The following is a 23,887-nucleotide window of genomic DNA, read 5'->3' as shown; positions in this document are numbered from 1 at the left end:
AACCTCATTTTAAATATTAAAAACACGAATAGGTTTCACACAACCATAAATAAAACTGCAGATTGCAATAGGTACACTACCCACTATCGTACAACAAATATCATAATTCTTTAAATTACGCAAGTTATTTAATACAACTTCCTGACCTTTTCTGATTTTCCCCGCATCTTCTGGGGAAATTTCAACTTTGAACATCGATTTTAAAGCCGATTCAATGGGGATGACGAAATTTTTTGTATCACTCCCTGTCACTCCATCATCTTCTGTCATCCCACCCCCCCTCTGTCATCCAAGTAGCTGACACTGGGATGGCTTTGTTGCATCACACTTTATGAGATGGTGATTTATGGTAAATTCATGTAATACCAATCTCCACTAATAGATAGACAAATAGTAAAAACTACAAATAATTGAGGCTAGAAAGAATAAATATGTAGTTTATGGCAGGAAAAAGTAAAGCAATAGGAGAAGAACTATATAATCAATGCAAGTTAGAATTAAAAAAATATGGAATAAGAGGAGAGATAGGAAGAAGGTTACAAGCAATAATATCAGCAAAGGAGTATGGTATCTCAAAAGTTGCTAAAATATATAGAATTACGAGAACGACATTAATGAAATGGATTGCAAGATTTAAAGAAAAAGGTGTTATTGGGTTTGCAATACAGCCAGGGCGAGGACCTAAACCAAAACTGAACGAGGAGAAGAAGGAAAAAATAAGAGAGGTAATAGAAGAAGATGGGGCAAATCTGACTGCTAAAAAATTGCAAGGTATAGTTGAAGGAATGTTAGCTATCAAAGTAAGTGAGTCAACGGCGAGAAGGCTTATGAAGAAGCTAGGATTTACATATATCACACCTCGTCCAGCACATTATAAACAAGACAAAAACAAACAAGAGGAGTTCAAAAAAAATCTCAATGAAATTGTGGAAAAGAACCGGAAAAAGGAGGTTTTTTTTCGATGAATCGAGATTTGGAACGCACTCAAAAGTTGGACATGGATGGTTTAAAAAGGGCTCAAGAACACAAGTTAAAGTAAAAATCGGAAGAGAAAACTTCTATCTTTACAGCGCTGTAAATCCCAGGAATGGAGAGGATATTAGCCTACTTGCTCCACATGTAAACACAGATTGCATGAACATATTTTTGGAGCAGATGTCGAAAGATTTGGGGACTAGAGAAGCTTTTCTTATCATGGATTGCGCAAGTTGGCATAGGTCTAAAGGTTTAAAAACTCCTGAAAATATCACCATAATTTATTTGCCGCCGTACTCGCCTGAGCTCAATCCTGTGGAAAGATTTTGGCAACATTTAAAGGAAAATATAATAAAGAACAAGATGTATGACTCTATTAAATTACTTGAAAATGCTGTATCTGAATTTATTCGAGATATTACGGAAAGTTCGATCAAAACCATTTGCTCTGTGAATTATTTGTCTAGTTATTTATGAGGGTTGGTATAACTATCTCAAATTTAGCCATACCAATATCAGTGAATTTATTAAGCAAATAGCATTTAGTTCTTTTTCTCGATTTATCTCAGATTTATTCCTAAAACTAAATCCGAATATTTGCTTTAATCTTGAGAAAAACCCTTCAATATAAGATCTTTTCCCATAATTTACTTCTTTTTTCCATTCTTTCATGCCATCTTCACCGTATAATTTTATTAACCTAATAGCAGCATTCCTGTCAGACATATAATCTATTTCTGGATGTTCTGCTGCATTGTTTATTGGTGGAATTTTTGTCTTTATATCATATTCGTTACACAACTTATAAAACTTGTGCCTATCACATGCTCTATCTGCATATAGTGCTTTTATGGCATGCTGAAAATCAACTTCTTTTAGCAAATCACAAGCTCCATAGTGATCAGAGTAGACACCGTTACTGTATTTTACAGCTATGGCTTTTTTGTTGTTTATATTCAACATTACATGCAATTTTCTCGTTTGCTCATAGCCACTCTGTCAGTGCTATTTTCCTTGCTGTGTGTTGTTGTATATACTAATTCCTGTACTGTCTATAGCAATTTCGATATCTTCCATATTATTTTCTGCAATCATTTATCTTAATATTAAGTTTCTTTTGATGCTTGTGAATAGCTGCAAATCTCTTCCTATTTGTTGCAAATACCCTTTTATAAACCCGACTGTTTGTCTTAAACCAATTCTAAAGAAACTGACGATTATATGCACCAAAATCACAACTTTATCACTATAAATATAGTTGCCGCCCTGCATTTTTGGACAATTCTCGTACCAATTTTCTATGGCGTCATTGATATAACAAAAAATGCTTCCTCTTTCTTGGAGAAATTTGTTATATTCATGGCAGTTACTGACTCTCATTTTTTGTGGCATATTTTTTCTTCAACAGTTAAATGGCTATTTATAATGAATTTTGTCAGTAACTGCCAGTTCTTTTCACTTGAGCGATGCAACAAAGCCATCAGTGTCAAGTACTGGGTTGACAAGATGAAAGGATGCTGGAATGAGAGGCCTATTATGAGACTTTCTTTATATGCCATATTATCAATCTCGTTGCTACTCATTCTCATGCACATTGGAGCAACTTTTAAAGATTGGAGTGGCTACAGGGAATACATCGTAAAAGAGCTAGAGAAGACTTATGATGCTAAGGTGCATATTGGAGGGAAAGTTGAAGTTTCACTCATTACTCCAAAGCTCACTATTTATAATGTATATGTACAATACAACGAAAATAAAGAGCAAAAGTTATCAGATTTAATTAGTGTAAGAAAAATTGAAATAAGGCCATCGTTCCTATCGTTGCTTTTATTCTCGTTGCAACCAAAATCAATCACATTGTTTGGCATGAAAAGCAATAAAGAAAATTTAATTAATATTATAAATACAAAAGCCAGTGGTGATATAGTAATAAAAGACAGCCAAGTAAGTTTTAACGCTGATATTGTTAACATAAAGGAAGTTGCTGTAAAAAAAAATAAGCAGTTTTTTGGTGAAGTAAAGGTAGGTGATAATAATTACGATTTTTCAGGAAAGGTTGATATCACAAAAAAGAATGTACACATCAGTGTTGAATCAAATTTTGTAAATTTATTATTTACAGGTAATAGAAATCAAGAAGAACTTCAGGGTGATTTAAGATTAACAATTAATAACAGTTCCGGTTCTGTGAGTGATCTAGCAAAAATTATTAATCTTAGCTTTCTCTCTTGTGTTATTCCTGGCGAAAATATCAAGATATCATCCAATATAAGTCTTAATGAAAGTGAGTTTACGGCAACTGACTTAAAAATTGATTCCAAAAGCATGCAAGCCAGTGGTACAATACAAAATGATAGAAAAGGCAATCACACTAATTTCAATATTAACTTCAGTAAAGTTGACTTAGATTCCATACAAAATGATTCACAAAGAACAACGAATATGAAAGACCTTCTGGAATGCTTTAGAGCAGTTGTGCCAAAGAACTTGAGCTTAAATTTTAATATGGAAGCTTCTAACATTCAATATCAAAACAAAATATTGGACAATTTCCGTGCTGTACTAAAATCCACTGATGGCAAAATAAAAGTTAATACGCTTCTTAAATTTCCTGGAATCAATAACATATCTTACTTATCAGGAGAGATCTCAAATAATAATGCCCTATCTGAATTTAACGGTGATTTGTTAGTAGAAGGAAATGATTTTGAGTCATTCATTTCATGTTTTTTCCCTTCTATAAAGATGAAAGAAAACCAGAAAAATCAATTTACACTAAGTTCTAAACTGCACCTTGCACCAAGAATATTATCTATTTCAGAAATTAGATTAACAAATGATAAGGAATTTTTGGAAGGGTCAATCAGAGTAAGCCACACAAAAAAACACAATACAATCAATGGTAAGTTTAGCATGCATAATCTTAATGCAGATAAATACGATTATTCATTATTTGGCAGTTTGTTTAAAATGCAATGGCTCAAAAATTCTAAGTATGACGCAAATATAAAGGCCAGTGTTAATGACTTTACATTGAATGATACGAAAATTAAAAATTTGGATTTTTTGCTAAAAATGGAAAAAGGTAAGCTAGTTGCAGATAAAATAAAGCTATCTGGAGAAGATTTCGATATTACCGGTAGTGCAAAAATATTAGTAGATCAAAAATACGCCAAACCTTTATTAGATGTGAACCTTACGGGCAATAAATTTAATGGAAATATCTTTAAATTACCAAATTTAGTAGAGGTAAAAAGAAACTCAAGAAATGAGATAGATCAAATTCAATGGTCAACAAAGCAGCTTAATTTCTTGGATGATAAAGAAGGCTTTGACGCAAATGTGCAAATCAATACTGCAGAATTTAGAACCGAGCAGAATGTTTTGAAAGATTTTAATTTGGATGCGGTAATGAGAAACAACACTATCACTATTAGGCAGGTAAGTTACGTATTAGAACATGGGCAAGTGTTTTTTCAGGGTTATTTAAGATTAGATTCAATGTATGCAAAATTTTTCATTTCCAATTTTGACACTAAAAAGATTGGTAAGGTTATAGGAATTGACAATGTAAATGGTCAGATAAGCTTAAGTGGTGAAATCAAAACTCAAGGAAAAAGTTTTCATGATTGGGCTAATAGCTTATCAGGAGATGTAAACCTACAAGCGCAGGGAATAGAAGTTACTAATGTAGATTTCAATTCATTTATCACTAATTTGTTAAGCAGTAAGAATAGGTCTGAAATTTCCACACTTGCTTATGTTGATATATATAACGGTAAAACATTTTTTGAAAATATTAGCGGAAAAGCAAGTATTAAGAGTGGTATATGTTCAACTAGTTTACAATTCGGGATTGATCAAGCATCAGGGTCGATCTCTTCTAATTTAACCTTATCTAACTTCGCTTTAGCTTCTATATTCAGGTTCTTTTTCATACCACCAAACTATAGTAATCCAATCTATATCGATATGCATTTGGATGGCCCTATTTGGCGTCCTAAGATGAGTTTTGATGTAGACCAAATCTTCATCGCTCTGGTTGGCAAGAAAAATAGTTAATTTACTTAGGTGTACGGTTTAGGGAACAATAGGCTTTTTGCATTACCTCCTGTCATCCAAGTAGCGTGACATACAACTGTACGAACATTGCAATATGGACATAGTAAACGATGTTATGAAAGTAGCTGACACTGGTTTCCATCCAAGAGCCAGTGCTTCTTTCTTGTCATCTAAGTAGTTGACATTGGGATGGCTTTGTTGCATCGCTCTTCGGATAGTAGGTAACGTACAATAAATTCATGAAGCTATCTCAAACTTAGCCATCAGTAAATTTGTTAAGCAAATAACACTTGAGTAGCAGTTCCTTCTCACGATTAATCTCAGATTTGCTCCTAAAACTAAACCCAAATATTCGCTTCAACCTTGAGAAAAATCCTTCAATATACGATCTTTTTCCGTAATTTACTTCTTCTTTCCATCTTTTTATACCATTCTCACCATGTAATTTCATTAACTGAATAGCGGCATTTCTATCAAGCATATAATCCAATTTTGGATGCTCTGCTGCGTTGTTTTTCGGAGGAATTTTCGTTTTTATACCATATTGATTACACAGCTTATAGAGCTTTTCTCTGTCATATGCCCTATCTGCATATAGTACTTTTATGACATACTGAAAATCAACTTCTTTTAGCAAATCACAAGCTCCATAGTGATCAGAGTAGACACCGTTACTGTATTTTACAGCTATGGCTTTTTTGCTGTTTGTATTCAACATTACATGCAATTTTCTTGTCTGTTCATAGCTGCGATACTTTCTATCTTCGCTATTTTCTTTGCTATGTGTTGTTGTATATACTAATTCCTGTACTGTCTATAGCAATTTCGATATCTTCCATATTATTTTCTGCAATCATTGATCTTAATATTGAGTTTCTTTTGATGCTTGTGAATAGCTGATAACTTGCAAATTTTTCCCAATTTGCTCAAGGTATCCTGCTATAAACCCAACTCAGGCCTATTCTAAATAAACAAGTTATTATGTGCACCAAAATTACAACTTTATCGCTATAAATATTGTTGCCACCTGGTATTTTTGAACCATTCTCGTACCACTTTTCTATGGCTTCGTTGATATAATGAAAAATATTTCCTCTTTTTTCTAGAAATTTGTTATATTCGCTATGGTTACTGACCCTCATTTTTTGTGGCATATTTTTTCTTTCAAGGTTAAATGGCTATTTTATAATGAATTTTGTCAGTAGCCACCAGATTTTTTCAGTTGCTATGCAACAAAGCCCACTGGGATCCAGGAAAATTGATTGTGCACTATAGCAACATTTTTGATCAAAAACTGGATTCCAGACTGGAATGACACCATTTGTTGTACCTTCAGATTACATTTATACATGTTTTCAAACTTCCTCTAAAAGTTAAGTAAAGAGTACCAAAATAAACAATAACACTCAAAGCTATTAAAGTCGTTAAATAAACAATACGAGCCAACATTTTATCAAAAAATAATCCTGCCAACAAAGAATTAAAAATATAAAGGGCTATTGACATGACTGCCGTTGCTACAAAAATTTTCATGACATTTAACAATAACGCTTGGCTAACCTTATACATTTTATTTATTGTTAAATAATTAATTAATAGAATGGAGTTTATCCAAGTGGAAACGGAAGTAGCAATAGCAATCCCCGTATGCTGATACTCATTCATTAACAAAAGGTTTAGCACTACATTAATTCCAAGACACATTAGCGAAAATATGGTTGGTATTTTCAGATTGCCTTTAGCAAAAAATGTGGGTAGCAACACTTTATTTATAATAAATGCAGGTAAAGAAAGAGAAAATGCTATTAATGTGGGAACAGTTTGCTGAACTGCATAATGATCAAACCGGCCGTAAGAAAAAAGCGTAAGTAAAATTATGTCGGGAATAATGATAAAGGCAGCAGTTGTTGGCATAATTAACATTAATCCTATGTTGAGAGCCTTGCTTTGTATTTTAACTATATTTTCAGTATTATTCACCTGTTTTGAAATTAAAGGAAGAAGCACTGTACCAATTGCAGTGCCGATTATTCCCTGCGGTAGTTGATTTAGTCTATCGGCATAATATATATAGGACACCGCATTTGGTATAAAACTCGCCATGATTGTGTCAATCCATACACTTATTTGTATAAAACAGTGGTTTATAATCGAGGGTACCACACGTTTAAAAAAAAGCCTTACTTTGTCACTCAATTCTAAACTAAAAGAAAAAAGCGTGTTTAATTTCTGCGCGCTAAATAGCATCAGCAATAACTGCAAGGCCCCTCCAACCAACACAGCTATAGAAAGATTATATTCTGGAGTTGCGATATACGGTATAAATAAACTGATTATCAAACAGAGGTTCAAAATAATTGGTGCAATAGCTGTTGAAACAAAGTGTTGCTTTACTTGCAGCATTCCACCAATTAGTGCTGCAATTGAGCTAAAAATTATGTAAGGTAGCATAATTCTTGAAAGCGTAACGGTAAGAGCAAACTTGCTTTGATCAAAGCCAGGAGTAAATATTTGAATCATATAAGGCAAGGAAATTTGCATAATAAGACAAAAAACTACCAGAATAATAAATGTGATAGATATAACGCTACTTGCAAAGTTAAATGCCTTTTTATTATCATGTGATTCTGCTGAGTATAATGGTATGAATGAGGTAGTAAATGCTCCTTCTGCAAAAAACGATCGAAATAAATTAGCAAAGCGAAATGAAGAAAAGAATATGTCTGCAAGAGAGTTTGCGCCAATAACCGTAGCAATCAATACATCTCTTATTAACCCTGAGATCCTTGAAATAGCCGTAAAAAAACTAAATGTGAAAATACTTTTAAACATATCACTACTTCATTAGTGTCAATACGATTAACTATAATGGTAAAAGTATCAATGAAAATATTTATTGGCTAAACTTAAAACCATCTGCAAAAGGAGAGTTAAATAATCAATTGACTATTTGCGCTCTTATGTTAGAAATTTTATATCTTGGCGGGCGTAGCTCAGTTGGTAGAGCGTCAGTTTGTGGTACTGAATGTCGCCAGTTCAATCCTGGTCGCTCGCCCCACTAAAATTTTCTGCTTTACGGAAATATGAACAAGTGGTAATATATCAATTTAATTAGGGAGGTTGTATGAATAAACGTGTAAAGGATTTTATATTTTTGGCAGGGTTAGGTGCTGTACTAGGAGGGCTTGCAGGTTTAGGATTAAGTTTTACAACTTTATCGCCTTTGGTAATGGGAGGAATTATTGGTTCTATGCTTCCAGTATTGCCTGCAGTTGTTTTTATAGGAACGAGTGCATTTATATCATTTTTAGGTGATAAAGATAAAGATGAAGATTTTGACCCAATAATGTTCACAATGTACTTCGGAACACTAACAGCTCTAGGTGTTGGAATTGGAGTTGGCCTTGCTGCGGCTGCGACTGCTATTTTTCCTGGCGCAATGCTTGGGATGTTGCCAGCAGCTTTAACAGGTGCGGCAATAGGAGCCATAGCGCCGATTGTAGCGGGTCTTACAATGGACTATATTATAAAACCAATAGCTGAAAAAGTGAAAGAATATATCACCTCTTCTACAGCTGAGCACGCTTTTTCAAACGAGAAGTGGTGTTTGTAAGCTAATCAAGTAAGGTTTCTGCTTTCTGTTATTCTAGTGTGCAGCATATAGCTGCACGAACATTGCAATTTGAGAGTAGTCTCCACAAGCAGGGTGTCATCCCAGTGCGTGACACTGGGGTGACAGAAAAAGTAATGAATTTATTGTAAAATTTGACATTGACTGCTGATAATGGGAATATTAGTAGAGTAAGAATTACTCAAGAAGGCATGCATAAATATGACGTAGTAGTAGTAGGTGGTGGTCATGCAGGGTGCGAAGCTGCTGCTGCTGCAGCTCGCCTTGGTGCAAACACGCTGCTTATAACTCATAAAATTTCAACTATAGGAGAAATGTCCTGCAATCCAGCAATTGGAGGAGTTGCAAAGGGTGTTGTAGTTAGGGAAGTTGACGCTCTTGATGGAATAATGGGAAGAGCAATCGACCGAGCAAGCATACACTCAGTCATTTTAAATAGCAGCAGAGGTGCAGCGGTGTGGGGACCACGTGCACAGGCAGACCGAAAATTATACAAGCAAGCAATACAGGAAATTATTCTAAATTATAACAATTTGGCGGTAAAAGAAGAGTCAGTTGACGATTTCCTTATAGAGAGTAATAACAATGGAGAATTGTGCATTAAAGCTGTAATAACAAGCTCAGGGGAACATATACTAACAGGTAAAGTCGTTTTAACTACAGGGACTTTTTTACGTGGTGTGATTCATATAGGAGAGCAAACAACTCCTTCAGGAAGAATGGGAGATAAGCCTGCTGTAGAGCTTGCAAATACGTTGAAGAAATATAATTTCAAATTAGGTAGACTGCGTACCGGAACTCCACCAAGGCTCGATCGTGGCACTATAAACTGGTCAATATTGCAAGAGCAAGTAGGTAATAATCCACCTACGCCGTTTTCTTACTTAACAGAAAAAATTAACCAACCTCAGATTCCATGTTTCATTACCCATACTAATGAAAACACACATAAAATAATTCGAGAGAATCTTCATAGGTCAGCTTCTTCATATTTAGATGACATTGTTGCACCAAGATACTGCCCATCCATTGAAACTAAGGTTAAAAAATTCGCAGAAAAAAGTAGTCACCAAATATTTTTAGAACCAGAAGGGCTAGATGATGATACTGTATACCCAAACGGAATTTCAAATTCATTGCCCATCGAAGTGCAGCGTGAAATGATAAAGAGTATCAAAGGACTTGAAAACGCAGAAATACTAAGGCCTGGATATGCAGTTGAGTATGACTATATTGACCCACGAGAGCTGTTTCATACTCTTGAAACTAAGAAAGTTAAAGGACTATATTTTGCTGGCCAAATTAATGGCACCACTGGATATGAAGAAGCAGCAGGGCAAGGAATTATTGCCGGAACTAACGCAGCACTCTCCTCATTTGGCAAAAAAGAAAGTTTTGTTCTTCACCGCACAGACTCATATATTGGCGTAATGATAGACGACCTGGTCACCAAAGGGGTGATCGAACCTTATAGATTATTTACCTCACGTGCAGAATATAGGCTAGCAATCAGATCAGATAATGCGGATAGAAGATTAACACAAAAAGGTTATGATATTTCCCTTGTGTCGCATGAGAGATACTCTGTTTTACAGAATAAACTTGAATCCATTAAGCAGCTTGAAGAGAAGTTAGGGAGTCTGACGATTACTCCTGAGCAGCTTAGGTCTTATGGTATCAAAATATCTTATGATGGGATAAGAAAAACGGCATTAGATCTACTTAGCTATCCAAACATCGACTGGAATAAATTACAAGAAATATGGCCGGAGTTAACGCGCTGGGATGACGCCGCAATGGGTGGCATAACTAAGAATGAAATATGCGAAGCGGTTGAAATTGAAGCAAAATACAAACCTTATCTAATAAGACAAGAAGCAGACATGAAGTTTCTACAAGAGGAAGTTAGCACTCAAATTCCAACTAATTTCAACTATGCGCAGATTAAAGGCTTGTCAACTGAAGTGATAGAGAAGTTGCAAGCAATAAAGCCAGCAACAATTGGCATTGCAAAGCAAATACAAGGCATCACTCCAGCAGCGATAGTTAGCATATTGGTATATTTGAGAAACAGGAAAACGAGTAAATTGGCTAATTGAAGATTGTGCTTGACAAAAGCAGCTTCGTGAATTATCATAGCTCATAATGACTGTGGTACCACAGTTTTTTAAACAAAAATTCCAAAAATCTCAAATATTTTTCAAATCTAGAGGTAATATCATGTCAAAAATCGAAGAATTTCGCTCTTTTATGCGCGAAATAAATGTTGATGCATTTATGTTGCACACCAAAGATGAATATTTAAGTGAATATTCAGGCGAGTTAACCAAGTTATGTGGCTTCACAGGAACAAATGGGCTACTTATCGTTACAAAAGACAACAAGTGCCCATTTTTTACGGATGGACGCTATATCACACAAGCTCACAATCAGCTCGATCGGGGCAATTTTCAAGTATATAATATACAAGAAGAGGATCCATGCGAATGGGTAAAAGCAAACTTAACATTGACCACCTCACTAGGTTATTATCCACAATATTTTACTATAAAAGAGACAAGAAAGTATGAAGATATTTGTAAATTAGCACCCTACTCAATTAGAAAAGAAAATAATTGTAGAAAACAAACGATAGTTCCACATGCAACTGAGTATTCCGGTGAAATTAGCAAGAATAAATGTGAAAAAATTGCTGAAAGCGTAGACAAAGAAGCCGAAGCAGTGCTCCTGACTGATCCAAATTCAATTTCATGGTTATTAAATTTAAGAAACGAAAATGCTAAATATACTCCATGTATATTGGGCCGTGCTATATTGTATAAAAGCGGTAATGTTGATTTGTTTATTCAAGATAAAGAACATTCAACTATAGAAGCAAATTTAGGCAATCATATAAATATTTTTGATATTAGTGAGCTAGAAAATTCGCTGCAAAAGCTAAATTCAATAGTTATAGATCCAAACACAACTCCAATGAGTATCATGGCTGTAATAAAAGATAAACAGATAGCTGAAAGAGAAGATCCTTGTCTAATTCATAAAGCAGTGAAAAATCAAACTGAAATAACCGGAGCAATAAATGCACACATTAGAGATGGAATAGCAGTTACAAACTTTCTACATTGGCTTGAAAGTAATGTTGGTACAGAACTTGAAGCTGAAGAAAAGATTTTAGAATACAGAAAAGAGCAGAATTTGTTTAAACAATTGAGCTTTCCAACAATTTCCGCATTTAATGAAAATGGAGCAATAATTCACTATCGTGCAAGCAGTAAGACGAATAAAGTAATTCAGAAAGATGGACTGTATTTGATTGATTCTGGTGGTCAGTACCTTGACGGCACAACTGATGTGACAAGAACTGTAGCAATTGGCAGTCCAACTAATGAGCAAATAACCCACTATACAATAGTACTCAAAGCTCACATTGCTGTAGCAAGCGTCATCTTTCCTCCTGGCACCACTGGTGGAGAATTGGATATATTAGCACGTACGCATTTATGGAAATTTGGAATGGATTATATGCATGGTACAGGGCATGGAGTAGGAAGCTATTTATCAGTACACGAAGGACCACAGGCAATCTCAAAAAGTAATAAAGTAAAACTCACGCCAGGTATGATACTATCTAATGAACCTGGCTATTATATTCCGGGAGAGTATGGAATAAGGATTGAAAATCTGATGTATGTTGACAGACAAGAAGACGGCTTCTTAAACTTTAAACAACTGACCTCTATTCCATATGATAGAAGGCTAATAGATGTGCAAATGCTTACTAAGGATGAAATTGAATGGATAAATAGCTATCATCAATTTGTCTATAGAAACTTAGAAAATAGCGTCAAAGATAAGGAATGGTTAAAGAAAGTATGTAACCCTTTATAAGCAAAGGAGCATTTTTTATTATTTAAAAAGTATTAATGCAATTGTGACAGGTATTTTGTATTGTTTTTAATTTAAAAACAATATATAATAGAAAATCGATATTTTCAAGTAGGTGTAATTATGACAGGTAAAGTGCAAGAAGATGAATTTATGAAGCAGTATATGGATACTTGCAAAGAGCAAATAGAAAAATTAGCCAAGGATCCCGAATTGCTTAATCAGACTTTAAAACCATTTATGCAAATGTCTCAGCAGCTTATGGCTGGCGGTATGTTAGAAGGCGCTATGCCTAACATGATACCTGATTTGGGCAGCATGGATGCTAACAAGATGATTGCTCAGATGAAGGAAATGATTGACTACATAAGAGGTAACTATAAGGAGCTAATGAAAGAGCGCAGCTCGCAAATTCAAGAGCTTGATGAATCCAGTAAGAGGCTAAGAGGTTTAGTTAAAAAATTGATAGAAAAGATCGAAAGTAAATAATATCTAACGCGAGTCTCTTCTGTCATTTTATGTACAACTTTCTAGTTGGACGGTAAGTTGAGGTCAATTATTGATCTCATGAAAGTAGCTGACACTGGTTCCTTTATGACGGCAGTGCCCAGAGGTGTCATCCCAGTGCTTGACACTGGGATCCAGTTCTTATTACCTGGTGTAAAGTTAAGTTTCCTGGATTCCAGTGTCAAGCACTGGAATGACAGCAATCCTACGTCATACCGCGATTCATTCGCGGTATCTTAGTATAGATTCCGCTAACAAGTAGCGGAATGACGGTTTTTCAAATCGTCGATGAACCTAAGTCACTTTAGCTATAGTATCGGGAACGTAATTGCACATGGGTTTTTACAAATTTGAAAATTAGTGTTAAATAAAAATATAAACGCAAAAGGAAAAGAAATGATTGAACTTAACGGCCCAGAAATTTGTGCAGGCGGAAATAAGAAAAATTTGATTATTTTTTTACATGGTTGGGGCTCAAGTGGTGATAATTTTGTTCACCTTGCTAAAGTTATGAGCAAATTTTTACTGGGTTCATGTTTTGTAGCACCCAATGCTCCGTTTAAGAGAGAAATAGGTGACGGTTATCAGTGGTTCAGCTTGGAAGATCGTAGTGAGGAGGCGCTATATAATGGAGTAAAAAATGCTACATCAATTGTAAATCATTTTATTGATACAAAATTAAAGGAGCTTAATTTAAAAGATACGCAACTTTCTTTAGTTGGATTTTCTCAAGGAGCAATGCTTGCAATACATACAGCTCTCACCCGCTCTCAATCATGTGCATCAGTTGTTGCATACTCTGGTAGGTTTCTTTCACCTTCAAAAACTGCACCAGAGATCAAGTCAAAACCTAACATATGTGTTATACATGGTGATGCTGACGATGTGGTACCTTTTTCGTCTCTCGACTTAGCGGTTAAAGCTCTGAAAGAAAATGGAGTAAATGTTGAAGGGCACCCAATTCGTGCATTGGGGCATATTATTAATGAAGAGGGAATAAAATTAGGAGTAGAATTTATCAAGAAAAATTTCAGCAACTGACTTCTATGCACTTGTTTTGCTTTGGTTATGGATATGTAGCTAAATTTTTATCGGGAAAATTACTGAACTTAGGTTGGAAAGTTAGTGGCACATCAAGAAGTAAAAATATACAAAATGTAATCCTCTTTAATTATGAGAAAGTTAGTCAAGATCTGCTTAAAAGCGCAACGCACGTTTTAATTTCTATTCCTCCAGATGGCGATGATGTTGTGGAGAGATACGGTGATTGCCTGCAAAATGTCAAATGGCTTGGTTATTTGTCTGCAACTAGTGTTTATGGTGATCACTCAGGTAATTGGGTGGATGAGAAATCTGAAACAAAACCTATAGAAGTCAGAGGAGAAAAGCGCCTTAAATCTGAAAGGAAGTGGCTAAATAGCAGATTGCCTGTACATATTTTTCGTTTAGCTGGAATATACGGTCCTGGTAGGAACGTGTTAATTGACTTGCAGCTTGGCAAAGCAAGAAATGTGAAAAAGGAAGGGCATTTTTTTTCTCGTGTTCACGTTGAAGATATATCGAATATTTTATTTTCTTCCATGCAAAACATAAAACCTGGTGAAATATACAATTGTGCAGACGATTTACCCACTACACAATCTGAAGTGGTAATGTATGCGGCCAAACTTCTCAATGTTAGCCCTCCAGAGCCAATTGAGTTACCAGATTATGCACAGAGTTTTTATTTAGGATCAAAAAAAGTAAGTAATGTTAAAATTAAAAAAGATCTTAATGTCTCTCTAATTTACCCTAACTACAAGGTGGGATTAGAGAGTTTGCACGTAAAAAAAACTGAAATCACATCAGAATGATAGATAGGCCTATTGTTTGTATCTGTACAGGGGCATTGCAAATATTGAAGCAAAAGTGGTGTCAGCTACTTGGATGACGCTTCACCATGTCATTCCAGCGCGTGACGCTGGAATCCAGACTTTAACTGATATGATTACAGAAAGAGAATTTATTAGGTATTCATAAACACTGAAAGTGGTCAGCTTGACCACTTTCAAGCGAAGATGTAACAAAAGTTTCAGTAAAGGTTTATGGTATAATAAAAAATAGTGCTTGAAAGGAGCACTATTTTTTACCCTGTTCTCTCAAACTATGGATTACAGTTTCCTGATGCATCACGGCCTTTACCTGGAGGACATTTTGCAACACATGCACCGTTGACCATTTCCTGAGTATTAGAGCATTGTATACAAGCTTCTGCCACACTTGGTGATATCACAGTCACTATTTTGGGTGCACCAAAGAACACAGCAGTAAATGCACCGAGTGCAAAAAGTGCTGGCCATGGCATTCTGCCAAATATTGAAAGCAAAGCTGCACCAATTATCACTACTGTGATCATCGGTCCACCTATGGTGTGAATATAGTCCACTATCTTACATATTACTGATGAAGCCTCATCAGCATTTGCATCAAACGCAAAGGAGAGAATTAAAGTTAAAAATAAAAGAAAATTTTTCATTATGCCTCCGATAATTTCTATTTAACGCTGGATTATCCTTCACTTTGATTAAATTTAAGTAAATGGTGAGGATTTTTTGCTTAAAAGTATCCTTTATTTCATTTAGAATACTTTTCTTGGTTCGTTTATATTACAGTGCTACAGAAATTTTACAGCATCGTTTATTGCCTTTATCGTGCTTTGATTGACACAATTCATAATGATGGAGTGGAGCACGCAGGGTATTTATCATTTTTAATTCTGTTATCGATATTTCCTTTTCTCATCGTTTTAATGGCCGTGGCGTCAACATTCGCAAATTTCTTAGACCAGTACAACATTGGCTGGGTATTTATCATTGATAACATGCCACAGGATATTTTGGCATCTTTGATGCCGCGTATCAGAGAGATAATATCAGGCCCGCCACAAAGCTTACTAACTTTAGCAATTGTGGGTGCTGTTTGGACCGCTTCATCGACAATTGAGGGAATGAGAACAATATTGAATAAAGCCTATAAAGTTCCGGTTTCGCCACCTTATATCTTGAGAAGAGTGCTCAGTATATTACAATTTTTAGTGATCACACTTATTATAACTCTAACTATAGTGTTCTCTACATTAGTGCCGATGCTAATTGATTTTTCCTATCAGGGGCTAAGTTATACTAGGTATTTACTTATTGAATTTGTACTTTTCACAGTAGTCTCTTGGCTATATTTTATGTTGCCAAACATAAAACAAAACTTATCAGACGTATTTCCTGGATCTTGTGTGGCTGTTATTCTTTGGACGATTTCCGCTTCAGCTTTCAAGCAATATTTAAAAGCTTCCTTTGACCAACTGGATTTGATATATGGAAGTTTAGGTGGTGTGGTAGTGTCATTACTATTTTTTTATATGCTAAGTTTGATTTTTATATATGGAGCAAAATTTAATTTTCAGCTAAAATATTTCAATGAATCTCGCTAAGGAAAAAGAAATGGGTAAATTAGAAGGTAAAGTAGCTTTAATTACCGGGGCTTCAGGTGGAATAGGCTCTGCTGTTGCAAAAAGATTTGTAAGAGAAGGTGCATGTGTGATTCTGATTTCAAGATCTCTTGATAATCTCAAGCCACTATATAATGAAATTGAAGAGCTTGAAGAATTTAAAGAAGGCTCTGTGAAACTAATTCAGCTTGATCTTTTAGACTTTGAGAATGTAAAGATACTGACAAACATGATAGAAAGCCTGAAATTATCAGAATCTGGAGCACTTGATATATTAGTTGCATGTGCTGGAATTTTAGGCAAACTGAACCCCATTCACGACTGTGAGATTGAAGAGCTACAGAACGTAATGAATACAAATTTTACTGCCAGTTGGTGCTTACTAAAAAACTTAGATCCAATGCTAAAAAAGTCTAATGCTGGAAGAGCGATATTCATGACTTCAGAAGTGACACTTTCTCCTTCCTCTTATCCATATTGGATGCCGTATGCTGCAAGTAAAGCTGCACTGGAAATAATGGTGAAAATATATGCATCTGAAACAAAACATACAAAATTATGTGCAAATGCTGTATATCCGGAAGGACCTGTGGGTAGTGAGCAGGTGTTTCCTGGATCTGAATTGGTGTCACTTGATAAACTAACAGATAAATTCGTGGAATTAGCTTCTGAAAACTGCAGCGTATCAGGAAAAATCTTACCGCTTAGCAAATCTTCCGAATAAGTTACACTAGGAAGGGTGTCATGCAAGTAGCCGCCTCCTTCTCCTATTATCCCAGTGCCCCCTATGATGTCATCCCAGTGCCCTCTTCTTGTCATCCCAGTGCGTGACACTGGGATCTAGTCTTCCATAAATGGTGCATTTTCACATAACTTTTATACTTGATAAAATTCCCAGTGTCACGCACTGGGATGACGCGATTCATTCGCGGTATCTCTTAGCCGCTAACAAGCAGCGGGATGACGGTTGTCGTTTAGCTATAAATGTTTAAGAAATTTACCAAATGAAAAAAAAGGCAAAAGAAGCCCCGTTGGTGACTAGTTATTTATATGTACTTCAAAATATTGGCGTTTTTTATTCTAAACGCTGCAATTCAGCCGCTTTTAAATGCAACTAACCTAAATTATAAACGTTAAGAAATTTACTGAGCGGAAAAAAAGGCAAAGAAACCCTAGGGCGGCTAGTATTCAAATTCTCCCTTGTCTATTTGACGTCTTTTACTGTCTTAAACGACTTATAAGCGCGTTTCAGCTTATATAGGTAAAAACCCGAAGATTTTATAAAGACATAGAATGCACATAGTGCAAAAATTAAGCATGATTTACGCCAAATACATTAAGTTTTTTGTCATTAATCCACTGCAGAGATTGCGAAGATAAATAAATAGCTTCAGTTTCATGATAAGGGGGCTGGCGGAGTTTGTCAAGGAAGTTTTATGGCCTAGCGTCACACGCTGGAATGACATCGGATCTCACATTCATTCTACTACAACGCAGAAAATTTGTACAATTGTGCATGATGCGGGGCTTCTGGCTACATTTTTCTATTAAACTCACCTTTCCTCTATGTAACAGATTTCGTATTAAATTTCAAATTTAATGCGCCTAGATATACAAGCATTCCCAGCAAAACCATAGGTATAGAAAGCAACTGCCCCATAGTTAAATCAAGCCATAGATAGCCAACTTGATAGTCTGGTTCGCGAAAAAACTCAACGAAAAAACGTACTAGTCCATACCATATAACTGCAATACCAGTTAATGCACCGTGATATAGTCTTATTCTAGTCAAAAAAAACAGTGTATTTGCAACTGCAAAAAGTAGCAGTCCTTCAAAAAATGCCTCATAAAGCTGGCTTGGATGACGCAGCAGATTATCACCACTCTCTGGAAATACCATACCCCATGGCATAGTTGTAACTCTGCCAAATAGCTCTCCGTTTATAAAATTGCCCATGCGGCCTAAAAATAAACCTATGGGAACTCCGCAAGAAACTAGGTCCAGTGCATAAAATATAGGAATGTTATGTCTTTTACACGAAATTATTACTGCAAACAAAACTCCTATAGCACCACCATGAAATGACATCCCTCCTTCCCAGATCTTCAATATCTCGATAGGGTTGCTTATATAAAGAACTGGATCATATATCAATACGTAGCCAAGTCTACCTCCAAGGATAATACCTACAATAGTGGCTATTAATAACGAATCGTAAAAATTCTTAGTAAATATTTTTTGGTCGTCCAGTTTATGTAAATACCAATATGCAAACACTATACCCAAAACGTAAGCTAAGGAGTACCAATATATAGAAACAGGACCGATGCTGAAAATTACTGGATTTAAAGACATATTTTGCTATAAATTATTCTTAGACAATCTACTTTTTTCACGATCCCACTCTCTCTGTTTTATGGTTGCTCTCTTATCGTAGAGTTTTTTTCCTTTTACAATGGCAATTTTAGTTTTTGCCAATCCTTTATCGTTAAAATAGACCGAAAGCGGCACAACAGTTATCCCAGCGGTTTTGATTTGACCAATCAGTTTGTTTATCTCTTTTTTATGTAAAAGTAGTTTACGTTCCCTTTTTGGTTTATGATTTTTTCGGTTTGCAGCTTTATATTCTGCAATATGCATATTGTGCAGCCATACTTCGCTATTCTTTTCGATAACGTAGGCGTCGGAAATATTCACTTTTCTTTCTCTTAGCGATTTAACTTCACTGCTTAATAAGACCATACCCGCTTCAAATTCTTCTAAGATGAAATATTCAAACCTTGCTTTCCTATTTTCTGCAATAACTTCCATATCTAAAGATATCCTTAAGCTTCAATATATTACAGAATTTTTGACTTAATTCATAATATATCTTTCCTTAAAGAGTCATTTGAATTATATTACAGACTATGAAAAACCTCAACTTTAGGAAGGAAATCAAATTTTTTTCTCTGTCGTTTATAACTTTATTTGTTCTATGGACTGTATTGTCTGGTTATTTTGAGCCGTTTTTTATTTTTTGTGGAGTGTGTTCCTCTATATTCACATTGTTTATCTTTAGACGGTTGATAAACGCTGAAGGCGCTCTTAGCCAGATTTTAAATGGTACGAATAGACTGTCGTTTTATAAGTTAGTAAGTTATATACCGTGGTTAATGTACCAAATCATTTTATCAAGTATTTATGTAACAAAAAAGGTGCTACAGTTCAAATCTAAACTTGAGCCAATTGTTATCTTAAGAAAATGCAAAGGACATAATGATGAAAGCATTGCGTTATTTGCCAATTCAGTCACAATCACTCCCGGAACTTTAACTATCAATGTTGAAAGTAAGCAGAAAACATATTTATCTACCATGTGTTTGATAGATAAAGATCTTGAAAGCGGCATTTCTGAAATAGAAAACAAAATCTTAAAAATACTACGTTCAGTTAAGTAATTGCTTTAAATAAGTTAACAGCATCCTTATATTCCCTTACAAGACTTTCAAGCATTTCTTTTGGAAGGCTATTGTTAACAATAGAACATAAATAATTATACAAATCTTCTAACCTTGATATATTATTTCTCTTCTTGCTGTTAAATTTATAAGGAAAAATACCTTCTATAACTTCAATAGTAGTAGCCTTGTTTAAGAATACATTTTCACTTGTCACGCTTACTCTTGCTAGAACAGTGTTAATTTCAGGTTCGTCACTTGTATAAAAATCTGATAGCTGAGTTATTCTAATAACGTATAAAGTTACTATTTTTGACAAGCAATTATCAGCATATTCACAATTTTTTATTACCTCCCACTGAGTAACCTGAGATTTACCTATTTTTGCATTGTTCGGTAATTTACTCATTGAAATTTCTCCATTTAATTCAGTGTAATAAATTATACTAATACTTTGTTAAATAAATAATAACGCGATTACAAAAATATATACTTATAGTGGTATATTATACAAAAATAGTAAGCATTAAAGCTAATCTAAGCTGGGTACATGGGTATTATTTTTGTGTTGTCCAGTGAGGTCCACAATTAGAGATCCACTTATATAAAGAGTTTAGTCTGCCTTCTTTGCTATAAAATAAGTTTTCCTTTTGAGCTGTTTTGTTAGTATTAACTAAATTCTAAACTAACTGTGCTATAATGGAAAAGATAAAACTCGGAATACTAATTTCAGGTAGGGGATCGAATATGCAGGCCTTGATAGAAGCATGTCAAGATCAGAATTTTCCCGCAGAAGTTGCATGTGTTATCACAAATAATAGTGAAGCTACTGGTCTGAAAACAGCAGAGCAAGCAGGAATCCCAGCGTTTGTTGTTAAAGATAAACCACTTGATGCTGATAAAATTCACAAAATACTTGTTCAACAGAAGGTTGATTTAATTTGCCTTGCAGGATTTATGAGAATTCTCAAAGCTGATTTTCTGAGTAAATGGCATAACAAGGTAATAAATATTCATCCCTCTTTACTTCCATCTTTTAAAGGCCTAAACGCTCAAGAGCAAGCTTTAAAAGCAGGTGTAAAAATTACAGGTTGTACTGTACATTATGTCACTCCTGAAGTTGATGCTGGAGCCGTAATTGCTCAAGTTGCTGTGCCAGTGCTACCAAATGATGATATTCAAAGCCTCTCAGAACGCATTCTAGCTGAGGAGCATAAGTGCTATGTAGAAGCAGTAAGATCAATAGCAGAAAGTATTAATTATTGACCCTGAGCGTTTTTTCCAACTTCAACGAAAAATAAATTTTCGGGTTCCAGTAAAGAATTTGCCAGTTCGTTTACTTTCTCTAATTGAACATCATTAATGATATTCGCATAATTGTTTATACGACGATCATTTATCTGCATATCATCAAGCAGCATTGCTGTATTTGTGTTATTGGACAGGAAAAGGACAAAATTATTTACCATACTAATTTTTGTATCTTTAAATAATTGTTCATCAACTCCTTCCTTTTTTATCCTGCTCAATGTATCTCTTATTGCAGATATGGATTGACTGGCAGTAGAGCTATCAGTACTTAAACCTCCGGCTATAATATTTGCATGCGTATAACTAGCCATAGAGGCACTAATACCATAAGTAATTCCAAGATTTTGCCTTAGCTCTTTCATCAGCACTGAATTCAGCCCCATACCACCAAGCGCATTAACCAAAACTTGAGCGCTATAGTAGTCTGGATCTTCATAAGCTATACCTTTTTGAGCAAAAAGTATCACACTCTGTGGTATATCCATAAAAATATTCTTACTTTCTGCAGAACCAAAATCATTTTTCACAGGTATTTTTCTAACTTTTGATCTTTTTGACGGCAATTTAGATAAATATTTATCTAATAATGTAATAATTTCTTCTTTTTTTGCACAACCAGCAACACTGATAACTATGTTATCTTTAGCAAAATTACGCTTTATGTATGTTAAAACATCATCTCTAGTAATGTTCATTATAGTGTCAAGAGTACCGTACACACTTTTTGAGTAAGGATGTTTTTTAAACAATAACGTACCTAATTCTTTTCCAGCAACAAAATGAGGATTTTTTTCAAGATTATTAAAATCAACTTTGGCTTTCTCGAAAACTCTATTCAACCCCTCAGAGTCAACTTTAGGACGTATTATAGCGTCGCTTAGTAACGAAATTGCATCCTCTAGATTCTCAGACAAAGTATTTAATGAAACCCTAAATGCTTCTAAATCAGCAATAAAATTTAAACTAATCCCTTTATCTTCAAGCTTTTTCGCAAAATCTTTGGCATCATTTTTTCCTGCCCCTTCTTGAATTATAAGAGAAGTAAACCAACCTAGTCCCTGTTTTTCCGAATTTTCATACACATAACCTGCATCCTTGAATGATATATTTAGTGAAACTTTTGGCAAATCATGATTTTCTACAAATAAAAACTTAAATCCTTTACGGGTAGTGACCTCCTCTATATTTAGGTTACCACTTGCTTGTAAATTAAAGCCTAGACAGAAAAAAAATAGAAATATAATTTTACTTATTCTCATTATTATCTCCTTTTGGTAATAAACGACCAATTAACTTATTGGAAGAAAAGATAGTATGAATTGTGTTATTTACATCCTCTAGATTGACATCATTAATCTTGCTATATGAAATATCTATTTCATCAAGTGGAATACCAAGTGCGAGGCGTGGCACATAAAACATTGCTATATGAGTTAAGTCAGATAGATTATCAAACTGTGCTGCTTTATATCTATATTTTGAGCTTTGTAATTCTTCGCTAGTCACTCCTTCAGATATGAAGCTATTAATAGCATTTTCTAATTCTCTTTCAACAGTGCCTAAATTAACCCCGCTTTTTGGAATGACCTGAATATCAATATAGCCATCACTAAAAGTTAAACTATTGTAATAAGCAGATACTGATACTGCCACATCTTTATCTAAAACCAAATCTTTATACAGTTTGCTGGATTTGCCGCCACCTAAAATGTCAACCGCTAAATGAGCAGCAGAGGTTTCACTTGTGTGCTTAAATAAAGAAACACGATAACGAAAATATAAAACTGGTTCTTTTACTTCAGTGCTCTCTAAAATCACCGATAGACCTGCGTTATGTACTGGGTCCTGGTTAGGGTAATGCCTAATTATAGGCTTAGCTTTAATTTCGCCATACTTTTCTTCTGCTAATTTCACTACTTCATCAAGTTCCACATCACCCACAATCAGTAATATTGCATTGCCGGAGTGATAATAGTTATCATGAAACCTCGTTATGTCATCCTGATTGTAAGTTTTGATATCGCTCTCCCAGCCGATAACAGACCTGCCATAGCCAGTACGGTAAAATGCACTATCCATTTCTTCCCATAACAAGTTATGAGGTTGGTTATCAAATCTCATTTTTCTTTCTTCCAGTACAATGTTTTTTTCTCTATCTATTTTATCTTGAGTAACATTAAAATTTCCCATTCTGTCTGCTTCAACTTCCATTGCAAGTGGTAAATCTTTTTTGGGACCAACTCATAATAACAGGTATATTCTTTAGTGGTAAACGCGTTAAATTGAGCCCCAATGCTACTCATAGTGGCTTCTATATCTGTGAACTTTCCTGTAGTTTCAAACATTAAATGTTCAAAGTAGTGAGCCAATCCTGCTTTGCCGATTGGATCATCCATTCCCCCAACTTTATATATGACTGCATGAAAAACAGCTGGAATCCGATGATTAGGAACAACATAGACATCTAGCCCATTACTGAGTTTAGCATGTTTTATGTCGTGCTCTATGCTCAAAGCCTTCAAAGAAATTGGGTAAGTAAAAAAGAGTGCAGATAGTATAAGAAAACTAAGAAACTTATGAAGCATTATTTC

The 23,887-nt window shown here is 34.9% G+C and carries 19 protein-coding genes, 1 tRNA gene and 3 pseudogenes; 13 read left to right on the top strand and 10 right to left on the bottom strand.

The features are described from left to right. Positions 1 to 9 precede the first annotated feature (9 nt). Positions 10 to 270: a hypothetical protein gene (locus NBW37_RS07310; protein ID WP_250296355.1), complete on the bottom strand. Its 261-nt coding sequence runs from the start codon at positions 268 to 270 to the stop codon at positions 10 to 12. A 170-nt stretch (positions 271 to 440) separates the two neighbouring features. On the opposite strand from NBW37_RS07310, the gene NBW37_RS07305 reads away from it, so the two are divergent. Then, a protein-coding gene (locus NBW37_RS07305) for an IS630 family transposase (protein ID WP_250295836.1) occupies positions 441 to 1,452 on the top strand; the annotation gives its coding sequence in 2 pieces (ribosomal slippage) (positions 441 to 953 and positions 955 to 1,452; 1,011 coding nt in all). On the opposite strand, the pseudogene NBW37_RS07930 reads toward NBW37_RS07305, so the two are convergent. Next, positions 1,439 to 2,367 (bottom strand): annotated as a pseudogene (locus NBW37_RS07930) (IS5 family transposase). The gene NBW37_RS07305 and the pseudogene NBW37_RS07930 overlap by 14 nt on opposite strands. Positions 2,368 to 2,511: 144 nt before the next feature. Between NBW37_RS07930 and NBW37_RS07290 the strand changes: the two are divergent. After that, on the top strand, positions 2,512 to 5,037 hold the full coding sequence (locus NBW37_RS07290) for an AsmA-like C-terminal region-containing protein (protein WP_250296352.1): 2,526 nt from the start codon (positions 2,512 to 2,514) through the stop codon (positions 5,035 to 5,037). 256 nt (positions 5,038 to 5,293) lie between these two features. On the opposite strand, the pseudogene NBW37_RS07925 reads toward NBW37_RS07290, so the two are convergent. Together NBW37_RS07925 and murJ are read right to left on the bottom strand one after the other, a co-directional pair. Beyond that, a pseudogene (locus NBW37_RS07925) lies at positions 5,294 to 6,191 on the bottom strand (IS5 family transposase). Positions 6,192 to 6,369: 178 nt separating this feature from the next. After that, entirely contained in the window at positions 6,370 to 7,869 is a 1,500-nt protein-coding gene (gene murJ, locus NBW37_RS07275) for a murein biosynthesis integral membrane protein MurJ (RefSeq protein ID WP_250296350.1), read from the bottom strand. Positions 7,870 to 8,019: 150 nt separating this feature from the next. On the opposite strand from murJ, the gene NBW37_RS07270 reads away from it, so the two are divergent. The 7 genes from NBW37_RS07270 (at position 8,020) to NBW37_RS07240 (ending at position 14,913) form a co-directional block, all read left to right on the top strand. Then, positions 8,020 to 8,095: transfer RNA gene (locus NBW37_RS07270), tRNA-His, on the top strand. A gap of 66 nt (positions 8,096 to 8,161) precedes the next feature. Continuing rightward, entirely contained in the window at positions 8,162 to 8,650 is a 489-nt protein-coding gene (locus NBW37_RS07265; protein ID WP_250296349.1) for a hypothetical protein, read from the top strand. A gap of 209 nt (positions 8,651 to 8,859) precedes the next feature. Then, entirely contained in the window at positions 8,860 to 10,767 is a 1,908-nt protein-coding gene (gene mnmG / locus NBW37_RS07260) for a tRNA uridine-5-carboxymethylaminomethyl(34) synthesis enzyme MnmG (protein WP_250297022.1), read from the top strand. Between the two features lie 121 nt (positions 10,768 to 10,888). After that, a complete protein-coding gene (locus NBW37_RS07255) occupies positions 10,889 to 12,556 on the top strand; it encodes an aminopeptidase P family protein (RefSeq protein WP_250296347.1) in 1,668 nt (555 codons plus the stop codon). A gap of 120 nt (positions 12,557 to 12,676) precedes the next feature. Continuing rightward, positions 12,677 to 13,042 (top strand): hypothetical protein, encoded by a 366-nt coding sequence (locus NBW37_RS07250; RefSeq protein ID WP_250296346.1) that lies wholly within the window; start codon positions 12,677 to 12,679, stop codon positions 13,040 to 13,042. Between the two features lie 414 nt (positions 13,043 to 13,456). Further along, entirely contained in the window at positions 13,457 to 14,101 is a 645-nt protein-coding gene (locus NBW37_RS07245) for an alpha/beta hydrolase (protein ID WP_370273190.1), read from the top strand. A 5-nt stretch (positions 14,102 to 14,106) separates the two neighbouring features. Continuing rightward, positions 14,107 to 14,913 (top strand): SDR family oxidoreductase, encoded by an 807-nt coding sequence (locus NBW37_RS07240; protein WP_250296343.1) that lies wholly within the window; start codon positions 14,107 to 14,109, stop codon positions 14,911 to 14,913. Between the two features lie 290 nt (positions 14,914 to 15,203). Here the strand turns inward: NBW37_RS07240 and NBW37_RS07235 are convergent, their stop codons facing one another. Continuing rightward, entirely contained in the window at positions 15,204 to 15,575 is a 372-nt protein-coding gene (locus tag NBW37_RS07235; protein WP_250296342.1) for a TrbC/VirB2 family protein, read from the bottom strand. A gap of 135 nt (positions 15,576 to 15,710) precedes the next feature. Here NBW37_RS07235 and NBW37_RS07230 point away from each other — a divergent pair, with 135 nt between their 5' ends. Both NBW37_RS07230 and NBW37_RS07225 read left to right on the top strand, forming a co-directional pair. Continuing rightward, positions 15,711 to 16,526 carry a YihY/virulence factor BrkB family protein gene (locus NBW37_RS07230; protein WP_250296341.1) on the top strand — a complete coding sequence of 272 codons (816 nt, stop codon included), beginning with the start codon at positions 15,711 to 15,713 and terminating at the stop codon, positions 16,524 to 16,526. Beyond that, entirely contained in the window at positions 16,513 to 17,268 is a 756-nt protein-coding gene (locus tag NBW37_RS07225) for an SDR family oxidoreductase (protein WP_250296340.1), read from the top strand. Before NBW37_RS07230 ends, NBW37_RS07225 begins: the two co-directional genes overlap by 14 nt. A gap of 840 nt (positions 17,269 to 18,108) precedes the next feature. Here NBW37_RS07225 and lgt read toward each other — a convergent pair. Both lgt and smpB read right to left on the bottom strand, forming a co-directional pair. After that, complete coding sequence (lgt, locus tag NBW37_RS07220) at positions 18,109 to 18,900, bottom strand: prolipoprotein diacylglyceryl transferase (RefSeq protein WP_250296339.1); 792 nt, start codon at positions 18,898 to 18,900, stop codon at positions 18,109 to 18,111. Between the two features lie 6 nt (positions 18,901 to 18,906). After that, a complete protein-coding gene (smpB, locus tag NBW37_RS07215; RefSeq protein ID WP_250296338.1) occupies positions 18,907 to 19,356 on the bottom strand; it encodes an SsrA-binding protein SmpB in 450 nt (149 codons plus the stop codon). Positions 19,357 to 19,454: 98 nt separating this feature from the next. On the opposite strand from smpB, the gene NBW37_RS07210 reads away from it, so the two are divergent. Next, the gene (locus NBW37_RS07210) at positions 19,455 to 19,985 is read left to right on the top strand and encodes a Na+/H+ antiporter subunit E (protein WP_250296337.1); all 531 of its coding nucleotides are present in this window, start codon (positions 19,455 to 19,457) and stop codon (positions 19,983 to 19,985) included. Here NBW37_RS07210 and NBW37_RS07205 read toward each other — a convergent pair. Beyond that, the gene (locus NBW37_RS07205; RefSeq protein ID WP_250296336.1) at positions 19,978 to 20,394 is read right to left on the bottom strand and encodes a hypothetical protein; all 417 of its coding nucleotides are present in this window, start codon (positions 20,392 to 20,394) and stop codon (positions 19,978 to 19,980) included. The two genes, NBW37_RS07210 and NBW37_RS07205, sit on opposite strands and share 8 nt — an antisense overlap. 290 nt (positions 20,395 to 20,684) lie before the next feature. Between NBW37_RS07205 and purN the strand changes: the two genes are divergently transcribed. After that, a complete protein-coding gene (purN, locus tag NBW37_RS07200; protein ID WP_250296335.1) occupies positions 20,685 to 21,251 on the top strand; it encodes a phosphoribosylglycinamide formyltransferase in 567 nt (188 codons plus the stop codon). On the opposite strand, the gene NBW37_RS07195 is transcribed toward purN, so the two are convergent. Together NBW37_RS07195 and NBW37_RS07190 are read right to left on the bottom strand one after the other, a co-directional pair. Continuing rightward, the gene (locus NBW37_RS07195) at positions 21,245 to 22,555 is read right to left on the bottom strand and encodes a M16 family metallopeptidase (protein ID WP_250296334.1); all 1,311 of its coding nucleotides are present in this window, start codon (positions 22,553 to 22,555) and stop codon (positions 21,245 to 21,247) included. The two genes, purN and NBW37_RS07195, sit on opposite strands and share 7 nt — an antisense overlap. Beyond that, positions 22,542 to 23,881, bottom strand: a pseudogene (locus NBW37_RS07190) (M16 family metallopeptidase). Before NBW37_RS07190 ends, NBW37_RS07195 begins: the two are co-directional and overlap by 14 nt. Positions 23,882 to 23,887: the final 6 nt, after the last annotated feature.

The sequence above is a fragment of the Wolbachia endosymbiont of Oedothorax gibbosus genome (genome assembly GCF_936270145.1).
Classification (GTDB): Bacteria; Pseudomonadota; Alphaproteobacteria; order Rickettsiales; family Anaplasmataceae; genus Wolbachia.
This window is presented reverse-complemented; position numbering and strand designations above follow the sequence as displayed.

What these genes read in the sequence shown, in the direction of transcription:
- NBW37_RS07310 (WP_250296355.1), bottom strand. Translation starts at nt 270, where the DNA reads ATGACAGAAGATGATGGAGTGACAGGGAGTGATACAAAAAATTTCGTC.
- NBW37_RS07290 (WP_250296352.1), top strand. Translation starts at nt 2,512, where the DNA reads ATGAGACTTTCTTTATATGCCATATTATCAATCTCGTTGCTACTCATT.
- murJ (WP_250296350.1), bottom strand. Translation starts at nt 7,869, where the DNA reads ATGTTTAAAAGTATTTTCACATTTAGTTTTTTTACGGCTATTTCAAGG.
- NBW37_RS07265 (WP_250296349.1), top strand. Translation starts at nt 8,162, where the DNA reads ATGAATAAACGTGTAAAGGATTTTATATTTTTGGCAGGGTTAGGTGCT.
- mnmG (WP_250297022.1), top strand. Translation starts at nt 8,860, where the DNA reads ATGCATAAATATGACGTAGTAGTAGTAGGTGGTGGTCATGCAGGGTGC.
- NBW37_RS07255 (WP_250296347.1), top strand. Translation starts at nt 10,889, where the DNA reads ATGTCAAAAATCGAAGAATTTCGCTCTTTTATGCGCGAAATAAATGTT.
- NBW37_RS07250 (WP_250296346.1), top strand. Translation starts at nt 12,677, where the DNA reads ATGACAGGTAAAGTGCAAGAAGATGAATTTATGAAGCAGTATATGGAT.
- NBW37_RS07245 (WP_370273190.1), top strand. Translation starts at nt 13,457, where the DNA reads ATGATTGAACTTAACGGCCCAGAAATTTGTGCAGGCGGAAATAAGAAA.
- NBW37_RS07240 (WP_250296343.1), top strand. Translation starts at nt 14,107, where the DNA reads ATGCACTTGTTTTGCTTTGGTTATGGATATGTAGCTAAATTTTTATCG.
- NBW37_RS07235 (WP_250296342.1), bottom strand. Translation starts at nt 15,575, where the DNA reads ATGAAAAATTTTCTTTTATTTTTAACTTTAATTCTCTCCTTTGCGTTT.
- NBW37_RS07225 (WP_250296340.1), top strand. Translation starts at nt 16,513, where the DNA reads ATGAATCTCGCTAAGGAAAAAGAAATGGGTAAATTAGAAGGTAAAGTA.
- lgt (WP_250296339.1), bottom strand. Translation starts at nt 18,900, where the DNA reads ATGTCTTTAAATCCAGTAATTTTCAGCATCGGTCCTGTTTCTATATAT.
- smpB (WP_250296338.1), bottom strand. Translation starts at nt 19,356, where the DNA reads ATGGAAGTTATTGCAGAAAATAGGAAAGCAAGGTTTGAATATTTCATC.
- NBW37_RS07210 (WP_250296337.1), top strand. Translation starts at nt 19,455, where the DNA reads ATGAAAAACCTCAACTTTAGGAAGGAAATCAAATTTTTTTCTCTGTCG.
- NBW37_RS07205 (WP_250296336.1), bottom strand. Translation starts at nt 20,394, where the DNA reads ATGAGTAAATTACCGAACAATGCAAAAATAGGTAAATCTCAGGTTACT.
- purN (WP_250296335.1), top strand. Translation starts at nt 20,685, where the DNA reads ATGGAAAAGATAAAACTCGGAATACTAATTTCAGGTAGGGGATCGAAT.
- NBW37_RS07195 (WP_250296334.1), bottom strand. Translation starts at nt 22,555, where the DNA reads ATGAGAATAAGTAAAATTATATTTCTATTTTTTTTCTGTCTAGGCTTT.